Here is a 25,970-nt window from a genome sequence, read left to right on the forward strand (position 1 = left end):
TGCGGTGACGCATCCGGGTGCGGCTCAGCCGGGCGAGCCGGGTTGGCAGCATCACCCGGGGGTGGCGGCACCGCCGCCACAGCAGCGCACGCCCCAGCAGCAGGGCGCAGCGCCGGCACCGACGCTGGGCGGTACCGGACCCGGCCACACCTGGGCGACTCAGCGTGGGCAGGGGCGGGCCACGGTCGGTACCGCGTACACCAGTCGGGCCGCCGCACCGGCCGCTGTCGCCGCGCCCGCCGCCCGGACGCCCGAGAGCCGGGCCGCAACGCAGGCCACGGCCGCCGCCACGGGACAGGCCGCCGCCGAAGGCGCGGCCGGGGACGCCGCGGCGATTCCGGTCGTACGCCCACACCGGCGGCAGCCGCGCGTCGGTGGAATCCAGGTGGCCCAACTCGTGGCCTGGCAGGCCGGTGCGGCGGCGGTGCTGGCGGCCACGCCGCACGGCCTGCCGCTGACCGTTGCCGTTGCCGCCGTCGTGGTGCTGGCGCTCGCGCCGACTATGGTGCGCCACCGAGGCCGATGGCTTCACCAGTGGCTGACGGTGTGGTGGGCGTACCGGGGGCGGAGCCGACAACTTGTCGATGCCGGTTCCGACGGCCCATGGCGGCTGCTGCGCCACCTGGAGGGCACCGTCGAGCTGGATCAGGTCGAAATTGACGATCAGCCGGCCGTGCTGCTGACTCACCGGGGCGGGCTCAGCGCGGTGCTGGAGGTCGATCCGACCGAGGGCGCGCTGCTCATGGGGGCACCGCAGGCTCTGCCCTCACCTGTGGCGTTGCTGCCAGCAGCCGACCCGAAGACGCCGGTGGTGACGGTGCAGGTGCTGATCCAGGTGACCCCGGCACCACGCGCCCGCGCGGCGGCGGTCGACCGCGCGTACCGCGAACTGACGAACGGTGGCGTGCCGGCCAGCCGGCAGGCGTGGGTGGTGCTCCACGCGCCGCGTACCCCCGATTTCCACGCCGACCGCGACCTGCGGCCGGCGCTCACCGCGGCGATCCGGCGCACCCGGCGTCAGCTGCGGCAGGAACGGGCGACGGCCCGGCTGCTGAACCGGGACGAGGTGCTCGCCGCGGTCGCCCAGCTGACCCATCTGACCGGAGGCGCGACCGGCGGCACCGACCGCCCGCTGGCCCGGGAGGGCTGGCGGAGCTGGACGGCTCAGGGAGTCCCGCAGAGCTGTCATCGACTGCTCGCCTGGCCCGGCCGGGCGTGGCAGATCGACCCGCTGCTACGCGGACTACCCGCCGCGGCAGGCGTGGTGTCCATCGCGGTGGCCCGGGAGAACGACCGCCCTGGTGACGACGACGCTCTGGTGGAGGTGGCGTTCCGGCTCATCGGCGCCGACCCGGCCGCGCTGGCCACCGCCGATCGTGCACTCGAACAGGCGATCCGCGATCACGGTGGTCGTCTGCAGAGACTCGACGGCGAGCACGCCCACGGCGTGGCCGCCACCCTGCCGTTGGGAGGCTTCCTGCGATGAACGGTGTCGCCTTTCCTGGCAGTCGGATGGGGCTGCACGTCGCGTCCGGTGCCTCCGTCGCCGGGCTACGGCTGGTCGCCGGTGGCGGCGGGCTGGTCGTCGGCCGCAACCGTCAGCAGGAGCCGGTGGGGCTGCGAGTGTTCCGGGCCGAGCCGACCCGGCTGATGCTCACCGGCGGGGTACGCGCAGCCGAACTGCTCGCCTTCCGGTCCCTGGCGCTCGGTGCCCGACTGTTCGTGCAAACCGCTCGGGAGCAGGAGTGGGACGCCTTCCTGCGGCGCTGCGTCATCGGCCGGGAAATCGCCTCGTTCCTGCCGCCCGGTGTCGCTCCGCCGGTGCCGGCCACACCTACCGAACCACAGCTCGTAGTGATCGACACCGGGCCGGTGACCGGGCCGGACACCAATCTCAGCGCACCCTGGCGGGCCACCCTGGTGGTTCGCGACGACCTGGCCGGCTGGGACGTCGAGGTCCTGGTCCGCAGCGACATCGTGGTGCTTCAGCGGCTCGCCGAGGCCGAGGCGGCCACCGCGGCGAGCGCCCTCGGTCTGGCCAGCGTGCAGAGCTGGTTCACCCAGCTGCATCCGGAGATGGTCGGCCTGATCACCAAGGGCAAGGTGCAGTGGGTGATGCTCAGCATGACCGGAACCGAGCGGCAGCTGATCGGCCCGGTCGCCCGGGGCGGCTGAGCTGACCGGTATCGCCGCCCAGGGCGGCTGAGCTGACCGGTATCGCCGCCCAGGGCGGCTGAGCTGACCGGTATCGCCGCCCAGGGCGGCTGAGCTGACCGGTATCGCCGCCCAGGGCGGCTGAGCTGACCGGTCTTTGCCGCATTGGTACACCTGGTGGCTCCCGCATGGACACCGGTGCCGCTTATCCTCCGACGGTCTACTCCCTTCGGAGGCCGCATACATGCAGCGCGCAAGAAGTACGCGACTACTCACAATCCCGGGCGTACTGGCCACCGCCACCACGCTCATCCTCTCCGGTGGCACCACCGCCTTCGCGGATCCGGCGCCCACCACGCCGTTCATCAGTGAGATCCACTACGACAACGCGGGCACGGACGCCGGCGAGGCGATCGAGGTCGAGGGGCCGGTCGGCTTCGACCTGACCGGCTGGCAGATCGTCCTGTACAACGGCGCCAACGGCGCGGCGTACGACACCAGAACGCTGAGCGGCGTGGTGCCGACCGCCGGCGTAATCGTCGAGTCGTACCCGTCGAACGGCATCCAGAACGGCTCACCCGACGGCGTCGCACTCGTCGCACCCGACGGTGAGGTCGCCGAGTTCCTGACCTACGAGGGCACCTTCAGCGCGGTCGGCGGGCCGGCGGACGGCCGGGACGGCGTCGACATCGGCGTGCAGGAGACCGCGTCGACCCCGGCGGACCACTCGCTCCAGAGGATCGACGGCAGTTGGCAGGCACCCGCCGCCAGCACCTTCGGGGTCCGCAACGCCGCGTCGGACCCGGACCCTGACCCAGACCCGACCGGCTGCACCGTCACGGTCGACCACACGATCGCCGAGGTGCAGGGCACCGGTACGGCCACGCCGGTGGCCGGCAGCCGGGTGACCGTGGAGGGCATCGTCACCGCCGACCACCGCGCCGGTGGTTACAACGGGGTGTACGTGCAGACGGCGGGCAGCGGCGCCGAGCGCCCGGTCGCCGCCGGAGCCGCCTCGGACGGCATCTTCGTGTACCTCACCACCAACACCGCGAACCACCCGCCGGTCGCGATCGGCGACCGGGTACGGGTCAGCGGCACGGCGAGCGAGTTCAACGGCCTCACCCAGTTGACCATCGCGGCCCGAACCGACGTCCAGGTCTGCGCGCAGGGCGCACCGCTGCCCACACCGGTCCCGGTCGAGCTGCCGCTGGACGAAGCGGCTCGCGAGTCGGTCGAGTCGATGTTGGTGGCGCCGGTCGGCGCGTACGCCGTGTCGGAGGTGTACAACACCAACCGGTACGGCGAGGTGGCGCTCACCGCCGGTGACCAGCCGGCCCGGACGCCCACCGACGTGGCCCGTCCCGGCTCGGCCACCGCGCAGGCGCTGGCCGCCGAGAACAAGCGGCGTCGCCTGCTCGTGGACGACGGCCGGACGACCAACCTGGCCACCGCCGGGCTGCTACCGCCGTACGTCTCGCCGGCCAGCCCGTTGCGGGTCGGCGACCAGGTGGAGGCGTTCGGTCCGTCGGTGCTGTCGTACGGCTTCGACGAGTGGCGTCTACAGCCGACCCGCCCGGTCGACGCGGACACCGCACCGGCCGCCCGGACCACGTTCAAGACCACCAACCCGCGTACCGCCGGACCGGTAGACGTCGGCGGCGACCTGCGGGTGGCCAGCTTCAACGTGTTGAACTACTTCGTCCACTTCGGCGGCGACGCCCGGGGTGCCGCCGACGAGGCGGCGCTGGCCAAGCAGGAGGCGAAGATCGTTTCAGCGATCACCGCGCTCAACGCCGACGTGGTGGCGCTGGAGGAGATCGAGAACTCGGTCCGGTTCGACGCCGAGGACCCGCAGCAGGCTCTCAAGCGTCTGGTAACCGCCCTGAACAGCGAGGACGGCGCGGGCACCTGGGACTACGTGCGTGCTCCGGCCGAGCTGCCGGGCGCGGCCGAGCAGGACGTCATCACCACGGCGATCATCTTCAAGCCGGCCAAGGCGCAGCCAAAGGGTCCGTCACGGTCGGTGAACGACGAGACGGTGTGGTTCAACGCCCGCGAGCCGATCGCGCAGACGTTCACCGCCGGCTCGGTGGACTTCATCGTGGTGGCCAACCACTTCAAGTCCAAGAGCGGTGCCGGCACCGGCGACAACGCGGATGCCGGGGACGGCCAGGGCGGTTGGAACGGCGACCGGGTCCGCCAGGCCGGGGCGCTGGCCGCCTTCGTGGATCAGGTCAAGGCGGACAGCGGAACCGACGACGTGCTGCTGCTGGGTGACTTCAACGCGTACACCCAGGAGGACCCGATGCAGGTCCTCTACCACGAGGACTACCGCAATCTGAACGACACCGGAAAGACCAGCTACGTCTTCAACGGCGAGTCGGGCTCGCTCGACCACGCTCTCGCCTCGCCGTCGCTGGCGTCGCGGGTCACCGGGGTCGACGTCTGGCAGATCAACGCGGTCGAGTCGTACGCCTTCCAGTACGACGGCCTGGCCGCGTTCTTCGCCCCGGACCCGTATCGGGCCAGCGACCACAACCCGCTGGTGGTGGGCATCGAGACCGGAGCGGAGACCGGCCCGGTCGACCTCCAGCTGCTGAGCATCAACGACTTCCACGGCCGACTGGAGTCACCGGCGAGCGTGGGGGGTCAGCCGGTCGGCGGTGCGGCTCAGGTGGCCGGTCTGGTGAACCAGTTGCGGGCGGAGAACCCGAACACCGCGTTCGTCTCCGCCGGAGACAACATCGGCGCCTCCACCTTCATCTCGGCGATCGACGACGACAACCCGACGATCGACGCGTTGAACCAGGCCGGCCTGCTCGTCTCGGCGGTGGGCAACCACGAGTTCGACAAGGGCATGGCGGACCTGACCGGCCGGGTGACCGACCGGGCCGACTTCCCCTACCTGGGCGCCAACGTGTACCGGGGTGACACCCGGGCGCTGCCGGCGTACGCGGTGAACACCATCGACGGCGTCCGGGTCGGCTTCATCGGCGTGGTCACCGAGCAGACCGCCTCGCTGGTCAGCCCGGACGGCATCGCCGGCATCACCTTCCGCGATCCGGTCGCCGAGGCCAACCTGGTCGCCGGCCAGCTCAAGGACGGCAACCTGGACAACGGCGAGGCGGACGTGGTGGTGCTGCTCGCGCACGAGGGGGCCGCGACCGAGAACATCGACTCCCCGGCGGCGCTGGCTAACGACCCGGTCTTCGGTGAGTTCACCCGCGCCGACGCCACCGTCGACGTCATCTTCAGTGGGCACACCCATCAGCCGTACGCCTTCGAGGTGCCGGTCCCCGGCACCGACAAGCTGCGGCCGATCGTGCAGGCCGAGGACTACGGCAAGCGGCTGGGCAAGGTCACTCTGACCTTCGACCCGCAGACGGGCACCATCACCGCCGCAGAAGCGTCCCTGGTGGACGTCGTCGGCGCACCGCAGGACCCGGCGGTGGCGGAGATCGTGGCCGCCGCGAAGGTCCGGGCGCAGGAGTTGGGTCAGCGCAAGCTCGGTGAGATCACCACCGACATCCGGCGGGCCTACACCGACGGCAACGAGGATCGGGGCAAGGAGTCGGCGCTTGGCAACTTCATCGCCGACGTGCAGCTCGCCGGCACCCGTGACGCCGGCCGGGGTGGGGCGCAGATCGCGTTCATGAACCCTGGGGGTCTGCGGGCCGACCTGCTGTATGGCGAGGACGGCACGGTGACCTACGCCGAGGCCTTCGCCGTCCAGCCGTTCGCCAACGACGTGGTCACCAAGACCTACACCGGTGCCGAGATCAAGCAGGTGCTGGAGCAGCAGTGGCAACCGGCGGGCGCGTCTCGCCCGGTGCTGTGGCTCGGCGTGTCGGAGGGCTTCAGCTACACCTACGACCCGGAGGCCGCACCGGGCTCGCGGATCACCTCGATGAGCCTGAACGGCACGCCGATCGACCCGGCGGGCAGCTACCGGGTCACGGTGAACTCCTTCCTCGCCGCCGGCGGGGACAACTTCACCACCCTCGGCGGCGGCACCGACCCGGTGACCACCGGCGACAACGACCTCACCATGCTGGTGAGCTACTTCGCCGCCAACTCACCGGTGACCGCGGACACCGAACCCCGGTCGGCGATCGGGCAGGGCGGGCCGGAGTGCACCACCACGATCACCGGCAAGCACTCCCGGCCGCTGCTCGTGACCACCGGCCTGACCTGCGTGGAGAACGCTACGATCGCCGGTCCGGTGTCGATCGCTGCGGGGGCTTCCCTGCGGGTGACCGGCGGCAGCATCAACGGCCCGGTCTCCGCCACCCGGCCGGTGCTGTTCGAACTGTCGGCCACGAAGGTCTCCGGCCCGGTCACGGTGGCTGGCGCCACCGGTGACCTCAAGATCAGCGAGACCCGGATCAACGGGCCGGTGACGCTGGTGGCCAACCTCGGCGGGGTACGGGTCGACGGGGCCACCGTCAGCGGCCCGGTGGTGGTGACGGGCAACTCCGGCAGCCAGCCGGTGGTCGTCGCCGCCAACACCATCAGCGGCCCGCTGGCCTGCTCGGGCAACACGCCCGCCCCGGTGAACGAGGGTCGGCCGAACACGGTGCGGGGCCCGGCGGCGGGTCAGTGCGCACGCCTGTGACCGGTAGGTGACCACGCCGGTCCGCGGTCGGAGTTGCTTCGACCGCGGACCGGTGCCCGGTTCGTTCCGGACGGCCCGTTGGAGTGGTCAACGCATACCCCCCGGGGTATATTCGGAATCGGCTACCCGATCGGGGCGGCATCTCCGCACCCCCGCCGGGTAAGCACTCCCTGGAGACGAGCAACCGAGGAGTTGGCATGACGGTGCAGGTTTCGGTCATCACGACGTCGTCCCTCGGCGACCGCAGCTACCTGGCCGCCGACGGCCGGGTAGCGGTCGTGGTGGACCCACAACGGGACATCGACCGGGTGCTGTACCTCGCCGGCGCGGCCGGCGTGCGGATCACCCACGTGGTCGAGACGCACCTGCACAACGACTACGTCTCCGGCGGGCTGGACCTGACCCGGCTGACCGGGGCGCGTTACCTGGTGGCCGCCGACGACGAGGTTGGCTTCGACCGGCTACCGGTCGGCGACGGCGACGTCATCGAGGTCTCCGAGGCGCTGCGGCTCCGGGCCGTGGCCACCCCGGGCCACACCTTCCACCACCTGTCGTACGTACTCGAAGAGGACACCGGCGGTGGCTGGACCCCGGCGGGGGTCTTCACCGGAGGATCGCTGCTGTTCGGCACCACCGGCCGCACCGACCTGCTCGGTGCCGAGCACGCACACGAGTTGGCCAAGCGTCAGCACAGCTCGGCGAAACGGCTCGCCGACCTGCTGCCCGACGGGGCGCAGGTGTGGCCGACCCACGGCTTCGGCAGCTTCTGCTCGGCCAGCCAGGCCGACGCCCCGGACTCGACGATCGGCCGGGAAAAGCAGGTCAACCCGGTCTTCCGGCTGGCCGCGACCGAGTTCGTCACCGAAACCCTGGCCGGTCTGGACGCCTACCCGGCGTACTACGCGCACATGGGGGTGGCCAACACCGGCGGTCCGGCGCCGGTGGACCTCACTCCGGTGACCCGGGCCGACGCCTCGCAGCTGCGGGAACGCATCGCCGCCGGGGAGTGGGTGGTCGACCTGCGACACCGCAAGGCGTACGCGGTCTCGCATCTGGCCGGCACGGTGAGTCTCGGCCTCGACGGCCCCATGTCGACCTGGCTCGGCTGGCTCATCGACTGGGGCACCCCGGTCACGCTGCTGGCCGAGACGCCGGAGCAGGTCGCCGACGCCCAGCGCGAACTGGTCCGGATCGGTATCGATCGGCCGGCCGCCCAGGCGACCGGTGCTCCCCGGCAGTGGGCCGACGAGCCCACCGAGCTGCGCGAACTGCTGGTCGGGGACTTCCCGGCGCTGGCCGCCACGCAGCGCGGGAAGCCGCCGGCCGGGCTGCCCGCCCCGCAGGTCGTCCTCGACGTGCGGCTGGGCAACGAGTGGCGGGACGGCCATGTCGAGGATGCCGTGCACGTACCGTTGCCCGAGCTGCCCCGCCGACTGGCCGACATCCCGGCCGGCACCGTCTGGGTGCACTGCGGGTCCGGCTACCGGGCCGCCCTCGCCGCCTCCCTGCTGGCCAATGCCGGCCGCGACGTGGTGCTCGTCAACGACCTCTTCGACCACGCCGAGCAGGCCGGCGTACGACTGAACCGCAGCGCCTGACCGCTGGCCGGCCCGATCGCTGCCGGTGGCCGGGTCACCCGGCCGGCGGTTCCGGCGGACTTATCGGCAGCAGAACCCGGAACAGGGTGCTACCGGGCATGCTCGTCACCCGGATGTCCCCGTGGTGCTTGTTGACCACGATCCGGTAGGAGATGTCCAGACCGAGGCCGGTGCCCTCACCTACCGGCTTGGTGGTGAAGAACGGCTCGAAGATCCGGGGCCGGACGTCGTCCGGGATACCCGGCCCGGTGTCGACGATCTCAACGATCAACCAGTCGTCCTGGCGAAGAGTGCGGACGGTGAGCAACCCGTCGGCACCCATCGCACCCAGCGCGTTGTCGATCAGGTTGCTCCACACCTGGTTCAGCTCGGCGGCGTACGCCGGAATGGGCGGCAGGCCCCGGTCGTACTCGCGGACCAGCCGGACCCCGGCGGCGATCTTCCCCTTGAACATCACCAACGTGGCGTCGAGCAGCTCGTGCACGTCCACCACCTGGTACGGCGCCCGGTCCAGCTGGGAGTACTGCTTGGCGGCACCGACCAGGGTGGAGATCCGGGTGGCGGCGTCCGCGATCTCCCGCATGAGCAGTTCGGTCTCGACCGTGTAGGTCAGCCAGCGCACCGCCGCTTCCAGGTCCTCCTCGCCGACCGACCCGCGGACCCGCTCCAGCCAGTCGACGTCCAGCCCTGCGCTGACCAGCGTCGACGCCAGCTCCCAACCGGCGGTCAGGCCCCGGTCGTCCAGCCAGTCGGTCAACTCGTCCTCGGCGTCACTTGTCGCCAACGGTGACAGCGTCGGCGCCTTGGCCACCCGCTCGACCGCCTCCTCCTGGAGACCCACCAGGGCATGCAGCCGCCGGCCGTCGAGCCGGCCGTCGGCGATCATGGCGAGCTTGTGCCGCATCCCGGCGATCCGCTCGCGCAGACTGGTGGTGGCCCGCACCGCCGCGCTCGCCGGATTGTTCAGCTCGTGGGTCAGGCCCGCCGACAGGGAGCCCAACGCCAGCAGCCGCTCACGCTCGCCGATAAGCGTCTGCGTGTCCCGCATCCCGATGAACATGCCCTCCAGCAGGTGCATCGCCATCGGAAACCAGGTACGCACCGCGTGGGCGAACTGCTCCGCCGGCAGCACGAAGAACTCGGCGTCGGTCAGCGCCCACATGCTGTTGCGGTACTGCCGGTCCTCGCCCAGGTATGCCTGGGTGGCCCCGCCGTACACGCCGCGTTGGGCGGTGCGGCTGATCTCCACCTGGTCACCGTGCACCGTGCGGCAGAGCCGTACCGTGCCGTCGAGCAGGACGAAGAAGCACTCCGCCGGATCGCCCTCGGCGTAGACCAGGGCCCCTTCGTCCCGCCGCTCGACCCGGCCCTGATCGGCCAGCCAGGTCAACTGCGCGTCGTCGAGCGACTCGAAGAGGAACAGCGTCCGCAGGTCGTCAGCGGTCAGCCGCCGCAGCGGGCCGCTGCCCGGATCCCCGCTGGTCACTGTGCCTCCAGGTACCGGTGCACCAGCGACACGGCCATGGCGCCCTCGCCGACGGCCGAGGCCACCCGCTTCACCGAGGCCGCGCGTACGTCACCGGCGGCGAACACCCCGGGCACGCTCGATTCGAGGTGGTACGGCTCACGTGGCAGCGACCAGCCCGACGGTCGGCGTCCCCCGGTGACCAGGTCCGGTCCGGTCACCACGAAACCCCGCTCGTCGCGGACCAGCGTGCCGTCCAACCATCCGGTGCGGGGCTCGGCACCGATGAAGACGAACAGCCATGACGTCTCCACCTCCCGCTGTTCGCCGGTCCGGTTGTCCCGCAGGGTCAGCCGTTGCAGGTGCTCGTCACCGGCGGCACCCACCACCTCGCTGTACGGGTGCACGATCACCTGGTCGACACGGCCCAGTTGGTCGATGAGGTATCGGGACATCGACGCGGTCAGGTCCGCGCCCCGGATCAACAGGTGCACCCGCTTCGCGTACCGGGAGAAGTAGACCGCGGCCTGCCCTGCCGAGTTCGCCCCGCCCACGATGTAGACGTCCTCGCCCACACAGCTCGGCGCCTCGCTGGCCGCCGAACCGTAGAAGACACCTCGGCCGGTGAAGTCGGCCAGGCCGGGCGCGTCGAGCATCCGGTACGACACGCCGGTCGCCAGCACGACCGAGTGGGCGGCGAGGGTCTGCCCGTCGCTGAACCGCAGCAGCCGCGCCGACCCGGCCTCCGCCAGGCCCACCACCTCCCGAGTGCTGAGCAGCTCCGCGCCGAACTTCAACGCCTGCCGGCGGGCCCGGTCGGTGAGCTGCGCTCCGGAAACCCCGTCCGGGAAGCCGAGGTAGTTCTCGATCCGGCTGCTCTGCCCCGCCTGCCCGCCGGTGGCCAGCCGCTCCACCAGGATGGTGCGCAGCCCTTCCGACGCCCCGTACACGGCGGCGCCCAGACCGGCCGGCCCGCCGCCGACCACCACCAGGTCGTAGAAGTCCGCGGTGGGGGTGACCTCCAGTCCCACCAGTCCGGCCAGTTCCGCCTCGGAGGGTGCCACCAGCGCCTTGCCGTCGGTGGTGACCACCAACGGAACGTCGGCCGCAGTGACCCCGGCCGCGGTGAGCAGCCGGCCACCCTCGGGGTCGTCGCTAAGCAACCACCGGTACGGGACCAGGTTGCGGGCCAGGAAGTCCCGCACCGTGAACGACTCGGCGGACCAGCGGTGCCCGACCACCCGGATCTCGCTCTCCCCGGCGGCCGGACTGGCCGCCCACGCCTCCAGCAGCGAGTCGACCACCGGGTAGAGCTTCTCCTCCGGCGGGTGCCAGGGTTTGAGCAGGTAGTGGTCGAGGTCCACCAGGTTGATCGCGTCGATCGCCGCACTGGTGTCCGCGTACGCGGTCAGCAGCACCCGGCGCGCGGCGGGGAACAGGTCCATCGCCGCTTCCAGGAACTCGATGCCGGTCATTTCCGGCATGCGGTAGTCGGCCAGCAGCAACGCCACCTGCTCACCACGCAGCTTGATCTCGCGCAGCGCCTCCAACGCTTCCGGCCCGGAGGTGGCCCGGACCACCCGGTACCGGTCGCCGTAGCGACGCCGGATGTCCCGCGCGACCGCCCGGGAGACCGCCGGGTCGTCGTCGACGGAGAGAATCACCGGGTTCGCCATGGGCTCATGAAACCACGCCGGTGTTCCGTCGCCGTTGCCGACGACAGCCGGGACCGTCGAGCGGCGTGCCACACCCGGCTCCGACTCCAACGCCGCCGGTCGTGGTCGCGATCCGGTGAACGCTTCTGGCCGCCGCACTACCTGCGGATGCCGCGAAGTAGGATGTCGATGTACAGCTCGGTGTCGCCCCCGACCTGCACCGTGCGCTGCAATCCGCAGAACAACGCCCGGACGTCATCCGCGGTGATCTCCGGCCGGATGGCCCCGGCCTCGCGGGCCCGCTCCAGCAGCCGGTCGACGGCCTCAGCGAGCGCTCTGGCCAGCTCCGTCGTCTGCGGGCCGGCGCTGTCGGGGGTGGCCAGCACGACCGCGAGCGCGGGGTCGTCACGCTGGTGTTCCAGCGCGGCCCGGAGCAGGCGGGCCAGGCCGGTGGCGACGTCGGGACAGGCCAGTGCCTGCTCGGCCGCCTGCACCAGCAGGGCGAACCGTTCGGCGGCCAGCGACTCCAGCAGCGCCTGCCGGCTGGGAAAGTGCCGGTAGACGGTGCCGACACCGACCCCGGCAGCCTTGGCGACCGCATTCATCGGCAGGTCCAGGTCGCCGGCGGCGACCCGGTCGCGGGCGGCCCGCAGCATCCGGGCACGCACCCTGGCCGAGTCCGCCCGGAGGGACTCGGTGTTCGTCCTCGGCCCACCCGTCACGGTACGAGGATAATCCATCCGCCCTTAGCGGATTATTTATCCGCCGACATGCTACGGTCGTCAGCTGAGAGCGGATAGTTGATCCGCTCCTGACCGACTGGAGGCGTGCCATGCCCGTTGCCTGGACGCTCGACGAGATACCCGATCAGACCGGCCGCACCGCCGTCGTCACCGGCGCCAGCAGCGGCCTCGGCCTGGTCGCCGCCGAACACCTCGCCGCCCACGGCGCGACTGTGATCATGGCAGTCCGTGACCCGGCCAAGAGCGAACTGGCCCGCTCCGGCATGACCGGCAACCTGGAGGTACGGCGGCTCGACCTGGCCGACCTCGACTCGGTCCGGGCCTTCGCCGGGCAGTTGCGCGACGAGGGTCGCCGGATCGACCTGCTGCTCAACAACGCCGGGGTCGGCGCCGTCCCGCACGCGCACTCCCCGCAGGGGTACGAGCGGGTCCTCGCCACCAATCACCTCGGCCACTTCGCCCTCACCGGACTGCTCCTGGACCTCTTTCGAGCGGATGGCGATCCACGGGTGGTGACCGTCACTTCCGCCTACTACCGCCTGCTCCGCGGCGGGCCGGACCTGGACGACCTCGCCGGCGATCCGGCACTCTCGCGGATCGAGCGGTACATCCGCTCCAAGCAGGCGAACGTCCTGTTCGGCACCGAACTGGACCGCAGGCTGCGGCACGCCGGCAGCCCGGTACGCAGCTTCCTGGCTCATCCCGGGATGGCCCGTACGTCGATGCCGGCCCAGGTCGAGGGCCGGGTCGAGCGGGCGGTGACGCGCCTTCAGGGTCTCCTGGTGGCCCGCAGCGCGACACGCGGCACCATCCCGCTGCTCTACGCCGCCACGAGCCCGACCGCGCAGACGGGCGTCCTCCTCGGCCCCTCGCTGCGTAAGTGGGACGACCGGGTGCATGCCCGGCCGATCGTCGCGCCGGGCGACGACCGTGCCCTCGCCTACCGGCTCTGGCAGGTCTCCGAGGCCGCGACCGGCGTGAGTTATCTGAGCCCGACCGTCGAACTACGGTCCTGAGCCGCCGGGCGGTGCGTCGCCATCGAAGCGCGGGACGGTCGGCACCGTCGACTTGCCCTCCGCCGGTCAGGATGGACCGGCCGGGACGGCGCGGAACACGATCGTCACGCTGAACGTCTTCCCGTCGACCTGGTAGGCGTAGCAGCCCGGCCCATCCACGGTGGTGACGAAGTAGTCGGCGACCGGGTACAGCGGGCCGGGCCCGAGCACCCGGTGCGCCCGGTCGCTGTCGGACCAGGGCCGGGGCTCGGCGACCGGGCAGGCGTCGCCGGGCCCGACGGTGGGCAGCCGCAGCGGCGGAGCCGTCCATCCTGCGGAGGTCGCCGCCGGTGCCGGCGACACCGGCGCGGGTACCGTCGGCGCGGCGTCCGGCGGCGGATCGTCACAGGCCGCCACGCTCGACGCGAGCAGAACTCCTATGCACACCGCAGGATCGAGCGGAAGAGTCTTCCGCGCAGCACCGCCCGGCCGGATACTGCGGCTCGATTGCTACGACCCGGGTCCGGCAGCCCCACGCGCCCGCTCGATCAGTGCCCGTCGCTCGGCATCGCCGTGCACCCGGTCCGCCGCCGCGCGGAACAGCGCCGCTGCCCGCCGCTTGTCGCCCTGTCGCGCGACGAGATCCGCCTCCACCGCCAGGGTCAACGGATAGTCGTCGAGCCCACCGCCGGCACGCGCCTCGGTGAGCAAAGCCAGCCCGACCGCCGGCCCGTACGCGTACCCGTGCGCGACGGCTCGGTTCAACGCCACCACCGGCGTGGGCTGCGCCTGGACGAGCTGGTCGTAGCAGTCGGCGATCCGTCGCCAGTCGGTGGCGTCGGCGCTGGGCGCGGTGGCGTGGCACGCCGCGATCCGGGCCTGCCAGGCGTACGGGCCGGGTTCGGTCAACCCGGCGAGCAGGCGGTCGGCCTCGGCGATCGCCGCGTGGTCCCAGCGGGACCGGTCCTGTCGATCGAGCGGGATCAGGTTGCCGTCGGTGTCCCGCCGGGCGGTACGACGGGAGTGCTGCAACAGGCACAGCGCCAGCAACGCCGTCGCCTCCTCCTGCTCCGGCATGAGGCGGACCAGCAACCGGGCCAACCGGATCGCCTCCTCGGCGAAGGCCGGCTCGCCGTCCGCGTCGTAGCCCTGCGTGAACAGCACATAGAGCACGCCCAGCACCCCGGGCAGCCGCTCGGTCAGGGCGTGCCCACGCGGCACCCGGTACGGGATACCGGCCTCGGCGATCCTCGCCTTGGCCCGGGTCAGCCGCCGCGTCATGGTGGACTCGCTGACCAGGAATGCCCGGGCGATGTCGGCGGTCGGCACCGCGCAGATGGTCCGGAGGGTCAGCGCGATCCGTGCCTGCGGCGCGAGGGCCGGATGGCAGCAGGTGAAGATGAGCCGCAGCCGATCGTCCACCACCTCCTCGTCCGGCACCGGTTCGGCGGTGGCGGCCGTGAGCGCCAGCACCGCCACGTCCCGCAGCTTGCGCCGTTCGACCGAGGCCCGCCGTAGCACATCGAGCAGCCGGTTACGGGCGACCGCCATCAGCCAGCCCGCCGGGTTGGCCGGCACCCCGTCCAACGGCCAGCGGTCCAGCGCCCGGGCCAGCGCCTCCTGCGTGCAGTCCTCGGCCAGCGTCCAGTCACCGGTGATCCGGATCAGGGCCGCCACGATCCGCGGGTACGCCTCGACGGCAGTGGCCGCGACGGCCTGCGCCGCCGCGGCTCGACCGGCCGCCGTACCCCCGTTGTCGGCACGCCGCTGCGGCACCGCGCCGCCGTCGTCGGTCGACGCCCGCGGCACCGCGTCCTCGGCGGCCGGATCCGTCACTGCTCGAAGTCGGCGAACGGGCGGAGTTCGAGCCGCCCGGCCCAGGCCATCGGATGCGCCCGGGCCACCTCGATCGCCTCGTCCAGATCGGCGCACTCCAGCAGGTCGAAGCCGACGATCATTTCCTTGACCTCGGCGAACGGCCCGTCGGTCACCAGCAGTTGGCCATTGCGCACCCGTACCGTGGTGGCGGCCGACGCCGGCGCCAGCTGGGCGCCCTGGAGGCGTCGGCCGGACGCGTCGTGCTCCGCCACCCACGCCTCGACGTCGGGGTGGTTGTTCGGCTCCGGGTCCGGCGCCGGATCGGTGCAGACCAGCATCATGTACTTCACGTCAGTGCCTTCCGTCGAATCGTCAGTAGCGGTGGTTCCACCGACATGACGAACGGCGACCCCGGCTTCCGGACCACCGAAGGGTTCAATCTTTCGCTCGAATTCACGGTCAGGAACGTTCGGTCGGACTCGGTCGCCACATCGGCCGCAGCACCGGTCCGCCGTCGGGCAGTGCCACCGGTCGCCCGTGGTCGTGGAAGCCGTGTCGTAGGTAGAGCCGACGACTCAGTTCGGTGGATGCCTCAAGGTACGTCGGTAGGTCCCGTGCGTCCGCTCCGGCCAGCCCATTCGCCAGGAGCTGGCCACCGATGCCCTGGCCACGAAGGTCCGGCAGCACGCCCATCGACGCCAGGTAGACATGGGGGATTCCCGGACGGTTGGCGACCACCAACTCCTGAACCACAGCCAGGCGTCGCGCGACCCTCGCGGCGTCGGGGTCGGGGTCGGGTGTCGGCGGCAGCACGGCCGGGGCCAACCTGGGGGCCTCGGCCGGATACAGCCAGAGCGACACCCCGGCAAGGACACCGTCGGGCAGTTCACCGACGATGGCCTCGGCACTGCCGGCCACCTCGATCAACAGTTCGTGGACGAGCTGGGGCCCGCGTACGGCCCGGTCCACTGGATCCGGCATCACCCAACACAGCACGGCCTCGTCGGCGAACGCGGCGGCATAGGCGGACACGAGCACTGGCGCTGCTGCCGGCGGCTGAACGCGCCGAGCGCGTAACGGGAGGCGCGACCTGGCAGACCTGGTCAGCGCAGACCTCGGCGCTGCTGACTTGCACCGGACGCAGCCGGCGGCACCCCTGGCTGGCCGAGGTCAGGGATCCGGAGGTCGAGTCGGACAACTGGTTCGAGTTCGGTCTTGCCCGCTTGCTCGACGGACTGGGCCTGTGACTAAGGCGCCGGGCCTGCCCGTCGCACGTCGACCGAAAGTCAGGACCGCCTGCGTCGGCGTACCCGCGTGGCCAGCGTGTCGCCGTGGGCGATCAGGATCAGCAGGCCGGTGATGATCGCCGAGTTGACCAGCAACGACTGTTCGTGGCCCGCTACGGCGGCGATCAGAATGGCAGCCATGCCGATCAGCCGTTGCCAGGAGAACCGGCCGTGCACGGCCAGCGCCAACAGGATCCAGCCGGTGAGAAAGAGCACCGGTCCCGCCGCCATCGTCACGGCGGCGGCCAGCCCATGGGAGAACGGTTCCATGATCATCAACCGCGCTCCGACCCCGGTCGCCAGGACGCCGGCGACCATCACCAGGTGCAGGTAGCCGGCGAGCAGTCCCAGCCTGCTACCTGGCGGTCCCAGGGCCTCGATCGCGGCGCCCAGTCGCATCCCGCCGGGCACCAGGTACAGCCGGCCGAGACTTACCGCGTTGACGAACATCAGCGCGAACGCCACACTGCGGCCCAGGTCGAACCCGCGTTGGCTGAACGTGATGCCAGCGGTCAGGATCAGCTCGCCCAGGGCGATGATGAAGATCTGCTGGTATCGCTCGGAGAGATGCTCTCCGATGATCTGAAGGTTCTCCCAACTGCTGCGACCGAGCGCCGGTGTCGGCCACCGCAGTCGCGCCATCGAGTAGTCCAGCACCACCGCCACCGTCCAGAGGACCACCTGGGCCGGCCCGACGAGGGCACCGGCGAGCCAGAGCACCCCGGAGACGGCGAACCAGATCGCCACCCGCAGGGTCCGCAGCTGCAGCGGATGCCCGTGCAGTGCCGGCAGCAGCAGGGCGGCCCGGCCCAGATGGATCGCCACGTACGCACCGGCGAACACCAGCGCGTGTCCGGCGTACGCGGTCGGTGCCGCAGCGGCCATCAGCATCCCGCCGAACATCACCCAGAGCAGCAGGCCGCTGATCAGCGGCGTGCGCGGTTCGAACCAGTCGGTCGACCAGGCGGTCACGAACCAGACCCACCAGATGGCGGCCAGCAGCAGCGCCGTGCGGAATGCCCCGCCCACGCTGAGGTCGTCCTCAAGAGCACGTGACAATCGGTTCAGCGCGAGGATGAAGGCCAGGTCGAAGAAGAGTTCCAGGAACGATGCCCGCCGGGAGATCTCGCGCCGTCGCAGCAGCCGCGCCGGCAGCCCACTGGACATCGTCGCCCTCCGCGCGTCGCCGGTGATCGCACCCCAGTCGTACCACCGCGCCGTCCCGCTGCGACCGGAAACAGCGAGGTCAGCGCGCGCTGCCGTACCCCCGGTCCGCGCCACCGGGCGCGAACTAACCTCGGAGCGATGCAGCACACCCCCGATCGACGGGCCAACCTCACCACGGCCGAACGCGCGATCGATGCCCGGTTCCGCGCCGGGCTGGCCCGGCTACCGCGTCACGGGCCGGCCGGGTGGTTCACCGAGTTCGTGGTCTTCGGGCTCAAGCAGGCCTGGGCGTGCGTGTTCGGTGCCGCCATGCTGGCGATCATCTGCGCGGCGCACCTCTGGTACCCGGACGACGCCGCGTTCGCCCGTAACGACGCCCTCACCGTGGCCGCGGTCGCCATCCAGGTCGCCATGGTCACCGGGCGGTTGGAGAGCCTGCGCGAACTACGGGTGATAGTCCTGTTCCACCTCGTCGGCACGGTCATGGAGCTGTTCAAGACGCACGTCGGCTCGTGGACGTACGAGCCCGACGGCGTGCTCCGGCTCGGCGGGGTGCCCCTGTTCAGCGGCTTCATGTACGCCGCTGTCGGCTCCTACCTCGTCCGGGTGAACCGGCTGTTCGACCTGCGCTTCACGCGCTACCCGCCTCGCTGGTCGACGGCCGTGCTGGCAGTCGCCATCTATCTCAACTTCTTCGCCAACCACTACCTGCCGGACGTACGGTGGCTGCTCGTCGCGGCCGTCGCGCTGGTGTTCGGTCCCTGCGTCATGCACTTCCGGATATTCCGGGCCAGGTTGCGCATGCCGCTGCTGCTGGCCTTCGTCCTCGTCGCCTTCTTCATCTGGCTCGCGGAGAACATCGCCACCTGGTCGAATGCTTGGCTCTATCCGAGCCAGGCGGACGGTTGGCATCCGGTGTCACTGACGAAGCTGACGTCGTGGTTCCTCTTGATGATCATTTCGGTGGTGCTTGTCACCTGGATCGCACCGCCGCAGCCGCCCGACGACGACCGACAGCCACCCCGTGGCACCGATGAGACCGCGCCTGGTGGGCTGCCGGTCGGCCAGCGGGAGCGGCACCGATCGCCTCTCGACCAGCAGGTCAGCCCTGGCGGCTCTTCCACTGCGGGTTCAGCCGGTTGACCACGACCACCCGACCGCGGCGGCGTACCACCGTCGAACCCGGCTTCCGCTTCAGCGACCGGAGGGAACTACGTACCTTCATGTCCGTTTCTCCTCGGCTCGGGTCTCATCTCGTACGCACGGAGAAACGCCGACCCTGAGGGTGGGATTCCCGGCACCGGGCAGGATCGCCCGTGCCGCCATCGACAGGGACCCGCCTCGCCTCCACCGCCCTATTGCCGGTCGCTCTGAAGGTCGGCCGGGGATGTCGGTTCGACCGCCAGCAGGGCGGCGAGTTGTCGCAGAAGCTGGGGCCGGGCGCGGTAGTAAACCCAGGTTCCCCGCCGTTCGGAATCGACCAGACCCGCCTCGCGCAGTGCCCGCAGGTGGTGCGAGATCGTCGGACCGCTCAGGTCGAAGGCCGGGGTCAGGTCGCAGACGCACACCTCGCCGCCCTCGGCCGAGGCGATCATCGACATCAGTTGCAGCCGAACCGGGTCGCCGAGAGCCTTGAACGCGGGTGCCAGCAGCGCGGCGGCCTCACCTGACACCCGCTGCTGCGCCAGCGGTGGGCAGCAGGGGACGGCGGTCAGATCGAGGGAAAATGGCGCCGCCTGCTTCGACATGCCTCTAGGTTGACACCCGTCTAATCAACGTGCAACTCTCTGATTCGAAGAACGTCGAGACAGCCAGTCGACACCATCCCCATCCGCACAGGAGGGACCGACACGGCAAGCTGTTTCGACATCCATCAAACCTGAGGAGTTACTGATGAGCGACCTGGACCAGCTGCCCGTCGCCGTCATCGGCGCCGGCCCCGTCGGCCTCGCCGCCGCCGCCCACCTGCACGAGCGTGCGCTGCCATACACCGTCCTGGAGGCCGGCGACGGTGCTGGCGCCGCCGTCCGGCAGTGGGCCCACGTCCGCGTCTTCTCACCCTGGCGGTACAACATCGATCCGGCCGCCCGCCGCCTGCTGGACGAGGCCGGCTGGGTGGCACCCGATCTGGACGCCCTGCCGACCGGCGCGGACCTCGTCGCCCACTATCTTCAGCCCCTCGCGAACCTGCCGCAGCTCAAGCCGCAGCTGCGCTACCGCGCCCGGGTGGCGGCGATCAGCCGGCTCGGCTACGACCGGCTGCGCACCACCGGTCGGGAGTCGGCTCCCTTCCTGCTCCGCCTCACCGACGGCCGGGAGATCCTCGCCCGGGCCGTAATCGACGCCACCGGGACCTGGGACACCCCGAACGTGCTCGGTGCCTCCGGCCTGCCCGCTCAGGGCGAGACGGGCGCTGCCGGTCACCTGGAGCACGCGCTGCCCGACGTCCTCGGCGTCGACCGGATCCGCTTCGCCGGTCGGCACACACTTGTCGTCGGTGCCGGCCACTCCGCCGCCAACACCCTGCTCTCGCTCGCCGAGCTCGCCGCCGCCGTACCCGGCACCGAGGTGACCTGGGCCATCCGATCGCTGTCACCGACGCGTACCTACGGCGGCGGCGACGCCGACGCGCTACCCGCTCGGGGCGCGCTCGGCTCGCGGCTGCGGGCGCACGTCGACACCGGCCGCATCCGCCTGCTGACCGGATTCTCCGTCCACGCCATCACTCCCGACGGCGGCCGGGTCACGGTGATGGTCCGGCGCGGCGACACGCAAGAGCAGGTCACGGTGGACCGGATCGTGGCCGCCACCGGCTTCCGGCCCGATCACACGATCGCCGCGGAGCTGCGCCTGGATCTTGATCCGATCATGGGCGCCACCCGCGCCCTCGCTCCGCTCATCGACCCCAACGAACACTCCTGCGGCACCGTCCCACCGCACGGCGTCGACGAACTCGCCCACCCGGAACCCGGCTACTACGCGGTCGGCATGAAGAGTTACGGCCGGGCACCCACCTTCCTCTTGGCCACCGGCTACGAACAGACCCGATCCGTGGTCGCCGCCCTCGCCGGCGACTGGGAGGCCGCTCGCGACGTACGGCTCGAACTGCCCGAAACCGGTGTCTGCCGCAGCAACCCGGCCGACTCGGTCGCCGGTGACGACTGCTGCGGCCCGGCTCCCGAGCGGACCGGCAAGGGCCTTGCCACCGGCGTCAGCGGGGGCCTGCTCGCCGCACCGCTGGATCTGCTGAGCACCGACGCGCCGGCTACCGACCGGGCCGGCGGCTGTTGCGGCAGCTGAGGGCGGCCGACGATTCGAGCGCCTGGCGGACGATGCGTAGAGCCTGTTCCGCCGGGGGTAGGCCGGACCCGCTGACCACCCGGCCGTCCACGATGATCGCCGCGTAGCCGGTACCCCGGACCAGGTCTCGCAGCAGGGCCCGCCAGTGCCGCCGGTGCCGGCGACCGTCGCGCACGATCGCCGGCAGCAGGAACAGCGTGTTACGGGGGTCGACGATCTCCACCGCGATCTCGGCTGGCAGACCGGCACGTACCGCCTGGTAGACCTCACCCAACGGCCGCTGGTCGGCCCGTTGCCGCGTCAACGTGGGATCCTCGTGCCGGCCCTCGACGCAGATGTCGGCCGCGCCGGTGCAGCAGCCGGAGCCGGCCCCGGGCGCATCCCATGGTCGGATCAGCAGAACCCGGTGCCGGGCCATCAGCGGGGATCGTCGGTGGCACCGGCACCGGCTGCTGATTCGGCACCGACCGCCCGCTGCGACCGGTCGGCCGGCTCGGGCTCGGTGGTGCCCGCATCGTCACTGTCCGGAGGTGGCCCGGAATCCGGTTCCGCCTCGACGGGCTGGCCACTGGCGCGGCGCAGGGCGAGCACCGCCTCCACGATCAGCCAGAGCGCGAGGACGAAGATGATGGCGTCCAGGGGTGCCAGCACCCACTCGTCGGCAGCCACGAACTCGCGCAGTTGGACGATGAGTGCCCAGGTCGTCATCACCAGCAGGAAGACCAGCGGCACGATTACCGCGACCGGGTTGCGTCGACGACGCATCACCCAGACCGCGATGACGGCGAGGGCTAGCCCGGCGGTGAGCTGGTTGGTGGTGCCGAAGAGTCGCCACAGCACCCCGAAGGTGTAGCCGGCGTCCCCACCGCCCGGCAGCAGGGCGAGCGTCAGTGGTGCGGCGATCGCCAGCAGCCCGGCCAGGGTGAGGTGACGGGACAGCCGCCGCCAGCCGACCAACTCGGCAATCTCCTGCACGATGTAGCGCTGCAACCGGACACCGGTGTCCATCGTGGTGGCCGCGAACGAGATCACCACCACTGCCGCGAAGACGGTCGCGAGTTGGAACTCGATACCGAGGTTTGTGGCGAAGCTGGCGATGCCGTTGACGAAGTTGCGGGTGGCGCCGCCCGACGCCGCGGCGTAGCTGGCGTACAACCCCTCCCACTCGGCGCGGGTGGCGGCGACCCCGGCCGTGACCGCGATGATCGACCCGAGAGCGAGGCTGCCCTCGCCGATCGCCCCTGCGTAGCCGACGTACCGGGCGTCGGTCTCCTTGTCGAGCTGTTTGGAGGTGGTGCCGGAGGCCACCAGCGAATGGAACCCGGATATCGCACCGCAGGCGACGGTGATGAACAGGAACGGGAAGATGCTCGGTGACCCGGCTGGCACGTCGTTGAACATCGGCGCCACGATCCGGTCCATCCCGACCAGCACTCCGGTGAAGATCACCGCGATGGCGATGAACAGCTGATGCGAGTTGATGTAGTCGCGCGGCTGCAACAGCAGCCACACGGGCAGCCGAGAGGCGATGAACGCGTAGCTGAAGAGGATGATCACCCACAGGTCGCGCGTCCGCTCGAAGCCGAGCGCGTCGGCCAACCCGGTGATCTCGATCGGGTAGAGGTTGCCCACCCAGATCAGGAAGTAGAGCGCGGCCACGCCGATGAGCGACGGCACCAGCGCCGCGCTGCGGGTGCGGTAGATGTACTGGCCGATCGCGATGGCCAGGGGAATCTCCACGAAGATCGGGATGACCGCGCCCGGGTACGCCACGAGCAGGTTGCCGATGACCACCGCGAAGACCGCGTTCACCAGCGTGAGCAGGAAGAAGATGATCAGCAGGAAGAGCGTACGGGCCCGTTTGCTGATCACGTCCGCGGCCAGGGTGCCGATGTTGCGCGCCCGGTGTCGCACCGAGACCGCGAGCGCCCCGAAGTCGTGTACGCCCGCCGCGAAGATGGTGCCGAACACCACCCAGGCCAACGCCGGTCCCCATCCCCAGAACACCGCGATCGCCGGGCCGACGATCGGGGCGGCTCCGGCGATGGAGGTGAAGTGGTGACCGAAGAGCACATGCTTGTTTGTGGGGACGAAGTCGACTCCGTCGGAGAACCGGTGCGCCGGGGTGACGTAGGCCGGGTCCAACCCGTACACCCGGTCGGCGAGGTATCGCGAGTAGTACCGGTAGCCGAGGGCGAACATCGCCATGACCGCGATGACGACGACGATGGCGGGCATACGGCTGCCTCCTTGCGGCCCGTGGGGCGGGCGCTCGTGTGCAGATCCCGAAACCTGCCGGTAATGTAACGGGGATCACATTCCAAGGTCAATCGAACGGCTCGGATCACATGAACGTGGATGCGGATGTTCGCCGCGCGATCCAGGCCGCCACCGTCGGCGAGTTGGCCTGGCTCGACCGGGGCGGCCTACCGCAGGCCCGGCCGGTCACGCCACTGCTGCTCGGCGAGCGGCCGGCCGTCGCCTTCCCGTACGCCGAGGCCCCCGTCGCTCGTGGGCTGGCCGCCGCGCCGGTCGTGGCGCTTGTCGTCTCCGACGACCGGCTCACCGGGCGTGGCTGGCGGCCGGTCGCGGTGACCGGCCGGCCCCGGCTGACCGAGGATCGCGACGGCGCGCTGTTCGCCGAACAGTTGCTCGACCAGGAACTGCGCAAGTACCCACCGGCCCGCGCGCTGATCGACTCGCCGCTGCTGCGCCGGGAGCACTGGTGGTACCTGCCCCGGCTGATCGTGGCGCTGGACGTCGTCACGACGACCACGGTCGGCGCCCGCGTCGGCGGGGCGGGCGAGGTGCTGGCGGTCGCCCGAGACGATCGAGAGCTGTACGTGGACTCGGTGACCCGGCCCGAGCACGAGGAAGGCGAGGCGGTCCGAGTGAGGAGCCTCGGGGCTCGGCCACCCGCCAACGGCCCGGCGGTGCTGCTGGGGCACGACTTCTCCGCCCCCGACCTCGAACGGTGGACCCCGTGGACGATCCGGGGCGGGCTCACCGACGGCGTCCTGGCCGTGACGGCGGCACCTGCGCGTGCCGCCCTCGCGCCGCCGCTCGGCCTGTGGCGACGGCTGATCCGCCAGCGCCGGCTCGCTCGGGCCTGCCGGGCCGCCCTCGACGGCCAGGGCGGGCACCACCACCCCCTCCCCTAGACGGTCCGCACGAGTGGTGACGACGAGCGCAGCCGCTCCTGCACCGTCCGGTGGCCACCTCCTGTTGACGGCCTCGACCAGCGTCCCCACGCTGCTCCTTCGCAAGGAAAATCTACGGTTCGCCTTCCGCGATCCGGCCTCGCCGGGAACATCCGCCACGTAGCGTCGTGGCAGACCGGCCATCCCGAAACGCCTGATGGCGGACGAGGGACGGAACGTGATGTGCGGCATCAGCGGTGAGGCGAGGTTCGACGGCAGCACCCCCGACGCCGACGCGGTGACCCGGATGACCGAGGCGATGCGGTCCCGGGGCCCGGACGGCGAGGGACTGTGGAGCGATGGCTGGGTGACCCTCGGGCACCGTCGGCTGACCGTCATCGACCTGTCCGACGCGGGCGGCCAGCCCATGGTGCGCGAGGATCTCGGCCTCGCCCTGGTCTTCAACGGGTGCGTCTACAACTATCCCGAGCTGCGCGAAGAGCTGCGCGCCGCCGGGCACACCTTCCACTCCACCAGTGACACCGAGGTGATTCTGGTGGCGTACGCACAGTGGGGTGAGTACTTCGTCGACCACCTGGTCGGCATGTTCGCGGTGGGCCTGATCGACCGCGTCCGGCGTCGGCTCGTGCTGGCCCGCGACCGACTCGGCATCAAGCCCCTCTACCTCGCCGAGACGCCGGGCCGGTTGCGGTTCGCCTCCACGCTGCCGGCGCTGCTCAAGGCGGGCGATGTGGACACCAGCGTGGACCCGGTGGCGCTGCACCACTACCTGTCGTGGCACTCGATCGTGCCCGCGCCCCGCACCATCCTGCGCGGAGTCCGGAAGCTGCCACCGGCGACCGTGCGGGTCGTCGAGGCCGACGGACGCAGCCGCGATCGCCGCTACTGGCAGCCCGATTACGTCCGGGATCCGACCCACGCCGGCTGGGACGACCGGGACTGGCGGGCCGCGACCGGCGACGCGCTGCGCACCGCCGTACGACGACGGCTCGTCGCCGACGTGCCGGTCGGCGTGCTGCTCTCCGGCGGACTCGACTCGAGTCTCATCGTGGCTCTGCTCGCCGAGGCCGGTCAGCAGCACCTCCGCACCTTCAGCATCGGCTTCGACAGCCGGCACGGCGAGGCCGGCGACGAGTTCCACTACTCCGATCTGGTCGCCCGCGCGTACGGCACCGACCACCTCCGCATCCAACTCGCCAACGACGACCTGGTGCCGGCCGTCCGCCGGACGGTAGCGGCGATGACCGAGCCGATGGGCAGTCACGACGTGGTCGCCTTCCATCTGCTCTCCGAGCAGGTGGCCGCGCACGTGAAGGTGGCGCAGTCCGGGCAGGGCGCCGACGAGGTGTTCGCCGGATACGGCTACCACCAGCCCCTGACCCAGGTGGTCCGGGCCGAGGCGGCGCGGACCTTCACCGCCGCCTTCTTCGACCGCGACCATGCCGAGCTGCTCCGGGTGGTCGGTCCGGCCCACGCCGTCGACGCCGACGCCAGCCGGGAGTTGGTGATAGCGGAGCTGAACGCACCGGGCGCGGAGACCGCCCTGGACGCGGTGCTGCGCCTGGACACCCACCTGATGCTTCCCGACGATCCGGTCAAACGGGTCGACAGCATGAGCATGGCGTGGGGGTTGGAGGTGCGTACTCCGTTCCTCGACCAGGACCTGGTTGCCCTCGCGGCAGCCTGTCCACCCGAGCACAAGGTTGCCCAGGGCGGCAAAGGCGTGCTCAAGGAGGTTGCCCGCGAGGTGCTGCCCGCCGAGGTGATCGACCGGCCGAAGGGCTACTTTCCGGTGCCCGCGCTACGCAACGTCGACGGCCCGGTCCGTGACCTCGTGGTGGCGGCGTTGCGGGCGCCGGCAGCGCGCGAGCGTGGACTGTTCCGGCAGGCGTACGTGGACGCGCTGCTCGCCGACCCCGAGCAGGCGCAGGCCGCTGCGGGCAGCAACAAGCTGTGGCAGTTGGGCCTGCTCGAACTTTGGCTCCAGACCCACGACATCCGCTGACCGCA

21 protein-coding genes are annotated in these 25,970 nt (G+C 71.1%); 9 read left to right on the forward strand and 12 right to left on the reverse strand.

Annotated features, from left to right (window positions below; translation table 11 throughout):
• Positions 1 to 4: 4 nt before the first annotated feature.
• The 4 genes from eccE (at position 5) to O7601_RS05515 (ending at position 8,370) form a co-directional block, all read left to right on the forward strand.
• Positions 5 to 1,486, forward strand: a complete 1,482-nt coding sequence (gene eccE / locus O7601_RS05500; protein ID WP_281565156.1) for a type VII secretion protein EccE — start codon at positions 5 to 7, stop codon at positions 1,484 to 1,486.
• Positions 1,483 to 2,175 carry a hypothetical protein gene (locus O7601_RS05505; protein ID WP_281565157.1) on the forward strand — a complete coding sequence of 231 codons (693 nt, stop codon included), beginning with the start codon at positions 1,483 to 1,485 and terminating at the stop codon, positions 2,173 to 2,175. Before eccE ends, O7601_RS05505 begins: the two co-directional genes overlap by 4 nt.
• Positions 2,176 to 2,398: 223 nt before the next feature.
• Positions 2,399 to 6,772: an ExeM/NucH family extracellular endonuclease gene (locus O7601_RS05510; protein WP_281565158.1), complete on the forward strand. Its 4,374-nt coding sequence runs from the start codon at positions 2,399 to 2,401 to the stop codon at positions 6,770 to 6,772.
• A 197-nt stretch (positions 6,773 to 6,969) separates the two neighbouring features.
• On the forward strand, positions 6,970 to 8,370 hold the full coding sequence (locus O7601_RS05515) for an MBL fold metallo-hydrolase (protein WP_281565159.1): 1,401 nt from the start codon (positions 6,970 to 6,972) through the stop codon (positions 8,368 to 8,370).
• Positions 8,371 to 8,404: 34 nt separating this feature from the next.
• On the opposite strand, the gene O7601_RS05520 is transcribed toward O7601_RS05515, so the two are convergent.
• The 3 genes from O7601_RS05520 to O7601_RS05530 form a co-directional block, all read right to left on the reverse strand.
• Positions 8,405 to 9,856, reverse strand: a complete 1,452-nt coding sequence (locus O7601_RS05520; protein ID WP_281565160.1) for an ATP-binding protein — start codon at positions 9,854 to 9,856, stop codon at positions 8,405 to 8,407.
• Positions 9,853 to 11,511: an FAD-dependent oxidoreductase gene (locus O7601_RS05525; protein ID WP_281565161.1), complete on the reverse strand. Its 1,659-nt coding sequence runs from the start codon at positions 11,509 to 11,511 to the stop codon at positions 9,853 to 9,855. Before O7601_RS05525 ends, O7601_RS05520 begins: the two co-directional genes overlap by 4 nt.
• A gap of 137 nt (positions 11,512 to 11,648) precedes the next feature.
• Positions 11,649 to 12,212 (reverse strand): TetR/AcrR family transcriptional regulator, encoded by a 564-nt coding sequence (locus O7601_RS05530; RefSeq protein ID WP_281565162.1) that lies wholly within the window; start codon positions 12,210 to 12,212, stop codon positions 11,649 to 11,651.
• Between the two features lie 110 nt (positions 12,213 to 12,322).
• On the opposite strand from O7601_RS05530, the gene O7601_RS05535 reads away from it, so the two are divergent.
• Entirely contained in the window at positions 12,323 to 13,249 is a 927-nt protein-coding gene (locus tag O7601_RS05535) for an SDR family NAD(P)-dependent oxidoreductase (RefSeq protein WP_281565163.1), read from the forward strand.
• A gap of 66 nt (positions 13,250 to 13,315) precedes the next feature.
• On the opposite strand, the gene O7601_RS05540 is transcribed toward O7601_RS05535, so the two are convergent.
• From O7601_RS05540 to O7601_RS05560, 5 genes are all read right to left on the reverse strand, one after another.
• On the reverse strand, positions 13,316 to 13,675 hold the full coding sequence (locus O7601_RS05540; RefSeq protein WP_281565164.1) for a hypothetical protein: 360 nt from the start codon (positions 13,673 to 13,675) through the stop codon (positions 13,316 to 13,318).
• A gap of 63 nt (positions 13,676 to 13,738) precedes the next feature.
• On the reverse strand, positions 13,739 to 15,064 hold the full coding sequence (locus tag O7601_RS05545) for a sigma-70 family RNA polymerase sigma factor (protein WP_281565165.1): 1,326 nt from the start codon (positions 15,062 to 15,064) through the stop codon (positions 13,739 to 13,741).
• A complete protein-coding gene (locus tag O7601_RS05550; RefSeq protein ID WP_281565166.1) occupies positions 15,061 to 15,396 on the reverse strand; it encodes a YciI family protein in 336 nt (111 codons plus the stop codon). Before O7601_RS05550 ends, O7601_RS05545 begins: the two co-directional genes overlap by 4 nt.
• A 109-nt stretch (positions 15,397 to 15,505) precedes the next feature.
• A complete protein-coding gene (locus tag O7601_RS05555; RefSeq protein ID WP_281565167.1) occupies positions 15,506 to 16,084 on the reverse strand; it encodes a GNAT family N-acetyltransferase in 579 nt (192 codons plus the stop codon).
• A gap of 248 nt (positions 16,085 to 16,332) precedes the next feature.
• On the reverse strand, positions 16,333 to 17,499 hold the full coding sequence (locus tag O7601_RS05560) for a low temperature requirement protein A (protein WP_281565168.1): 1,167 nt from the start codon (positions 17,497 to 17,499) through the stop codon (positions 16,333 to 16,335).
• A gap of 138 nt (positions 17,500 to 17,637) precedes the next feature.
• On the opposite strand from O7601_RS05560, the gene O7601_RS05565 reads away from it, so the two are divergent.
• The gene (locus O7601_RS05565; protein WP_348650229.1) at positions 17,638 to 18,642 is read left to right on the forward strand and encodes a DUF817 domain-containing protein; all 1,005 of its coding nucleotides are present in this window, start codon (positions 17,638 to 17,640) and stop codon (positions 18,640 to 18,642) included.
• Here O7601_RS05565 and O7601_RS05570 read toward each other — a convergent pair.
• Both O7601_RS05570 and O7601_RS05575 read right to left on the reverse strand, forming a co-directional pair.
• Positions 18,602 to 18,724 (reverse strand): 50S ribosomal protein L36, encoded by a 123-nt coding sequence (locus O7601_RS05570; protein ID WP_099848783.1) that lies wholly within the window; start codon positions 18,722 to 18,724, stop codon positions 18,602 to 18,604. The genes O7601_RS05565 and O7601_RS05570 overlap by 41 nt on opposite strands.
• A 130-nt stretch (positions 18,725 to 18,854) precedes the next feature.
• A complete protein-coding gene (locus O7601_RS05575; RefSeq protein ID WP_281565169.1) occupies positions 18,855 to 19,247 on the reverse strand; it encodes a metalloregulator ArsR/SmtB family transcription factor in 393 nt (130 codons plus the stop codon).
• Between the two features lie 145 nt (positions 19,248 to 19,392).
• Here O7601_RS05575 and O7601_RS05580 point away from each other — a divergent pair, with 145 nt between their 5' ends.
• Positions 19,393 to 20,799: an NAD(P)-binding domain-containing protein gene (locus tag O7601_RS05580; protein ID WP_281565170.1), complete on the forward strand. Its 1,407-nt coding sequence runs from the start codon at positions 19,393 to 19,395 to the stop codon at positions 20,797 to 20,799.
• Here O7601_RS05580 and O7601_RS05585 read toward each other — a convergent pair.
• Both O7601_RS05585 and O7601_RS05590 read right to left on the reverse strand, forming a co-directional pair.
• Positions 20,765 to 21,217 carry a hypothetical protein gene (locus O7601_RS05585; RefSeq protein ID WP_281565171.1) on the reverse strand — a complete coding sequence of 151 codons (453 nt, stop codon included), beginning with the start codon at positions 21,215 to 21,217 and terminating at the stop codon, positions 20,765 to 20,767. The two genes, O7601_RS05580 and O7601_RS05585, sit on opposite strands and share 35 nt — an antisense overlap.
• Positions 21,217 to 23,037 carry a carbon starvation protein A gene (locus O7601_RS05590; RefSeq protein WP_281565172.1) on the reverse strand — a complete coding sequence of 607 codons (1,821 nt, stop codon included), beginning with the start codon at positions 23,035 to 23,037 and terminating at the stop codon, positions 21,217 to 21,219. The genes O7601_RS05585 and O7601_RS05590 overlap by 1 nt, the downstream gene beginning before the upstream one ends.
• A gap of 110 nt (positions 23,038 to 23,147) precedes the next feature.
• Between O7601_RS05590 and O7601_RS05595 the strand changes: the two genes are divergently transcribed.
• The gene (locus tag O7601_RS05595) at positions 23,148 to 23,960 is read left to right on the forward strand and encodes a pyridoxamine 5'-phosphate oxidase family protein (RefSeq protein WP_281565173.1); all 813 of its coding nucleotides are present in this window, start codon (positions 23,148 to 23,150) and stop codon (positions 23,958 to 23,960) included.
• A gap of 220 nt (positions 23,961 to 24,180) precedes the next feature.
• Positions 24,181 to 25,965 carry an N-acetylglutaminylglutamine amidotransferase gene (locus O7601_RS05600; protein ID WP_281565174.1) on the forward strand — a complete coding sequence of 595 codons (1,785 nt, stop codon included), beginning with the start codon at positions 24,181 to 24,183 and terminating at the stop codon, positions 25,963 to 25,965.
• The last annotated feature ends 5 nt before the right edge of the window (positions 25,966 to 25,970 follow it).

Source organism: Verrucosispora sp. WMMD573 (assembly GCF_027497175.1).
Classification (GTDB): Bacteria; Actinomycetota; Actinomycetes; order Mycobacteriales; family Micromonosporaceae; genus Micromonospora.

Bases quoted from the DNA above. Each gene is read 5' to 3' on its own strand.
- O7601_RS05505 (WP_281565157.1), top strand. From the start codon at position 1,483: ATGAACGGTGTCGCCTTTCCTGGCAGTCGGATGGGGCTGCACGTCGCG.
- O7601_RS05510 (WP_281565158.1), top strand. From the start codon at position 2,399: ATGCAGCGCGCAAGAAGTACGCGACTACTCACAATCCCGGGCGTACTG.
- O7601_RS05515 (WP_281565159.1), top strand. From the start codon at position 6,970: ATGACGGTGCAGGTTTCGGTCATCACGACGTCGTCCCTCGGCGACCGC.
- O7601_RS05525 (WP_281565161.1), bottom strand. From the start codon at position 11,511: ATGGCGAACCCGGTGATTCTCTCCGTCGACGACGACCCGGCGGTCTCC.
- O7601_RS05535 (WP_281565163.1), top strand. From the start codon at position 12,323: ATGCCCGTTGCCTGGACGCTCGACGAGATACCCGATCAGACCGGCCGC.
- O7601_RS05560 (WP_281565168.1), bottom strand. From the start codon at position 17,499: ATGTCCAGTGGGCTGCCGGCGCGGCTGCTGCGACGGCGCGAGATCTCC.
- O7601_RS05565 (WP_348650229.1), top strand. From the start codon at position 17,638: ATGCAGCACACCCCCGATCGACGGGCCAACCTCACCACGGCCGAACGC.
- O7601_RS05570 (WP_099848783.1), bottom strand. From the start codon at position 18,724: ATGAAGGTACGTAGTTCCCTCCGGTCGCTGAAGCGGAAGCCGGGTTCG.
- O7601_RS05575 (WP_281565169.1), bottom strand. From the start codon at position 19,247: ATGTCGAAGCAGGCGGCGCCATTTTCCCTCGATCTGACCGCCGTCCCC.
- O7601_RS05580 (WP_281565170.1), top strand. From the start codon at position 19,393: ATGAGCGACCTGGACCAGCTGCCCGTCGCCGTCATCGGCGCCGGCCCC.
- O7601_RS05585 (WP_281565171.1), bottom strand. From the start codon at position 21,217: ATGGCCCGGCACCGGGTTCTGCTGATCCGACCATGGGATGCGCCCGGG.
- O7601_RS05590 (WP_281565172.1), bottom strand. From the start codon at position 23,037: ATGCCCGCCATCGTCGTCGTCATCGCGGTCATGGCGATGTTCGCCCTC.
- O7601_RS05595 (WP_281565173.1), top strand. From the start codon at position 23,148: ATGAACGTGGATGCGGATGTTCGCCGCGCGATCCAGGCCGCCACCGTC.
- O7601_RS05600 (WP_281565174.1), top strand. From the start codon at position 24,181: ATGTGCGGCATCAGCGGTGAGGCGAGGTTCGACGGCAGCACCCCCGAC.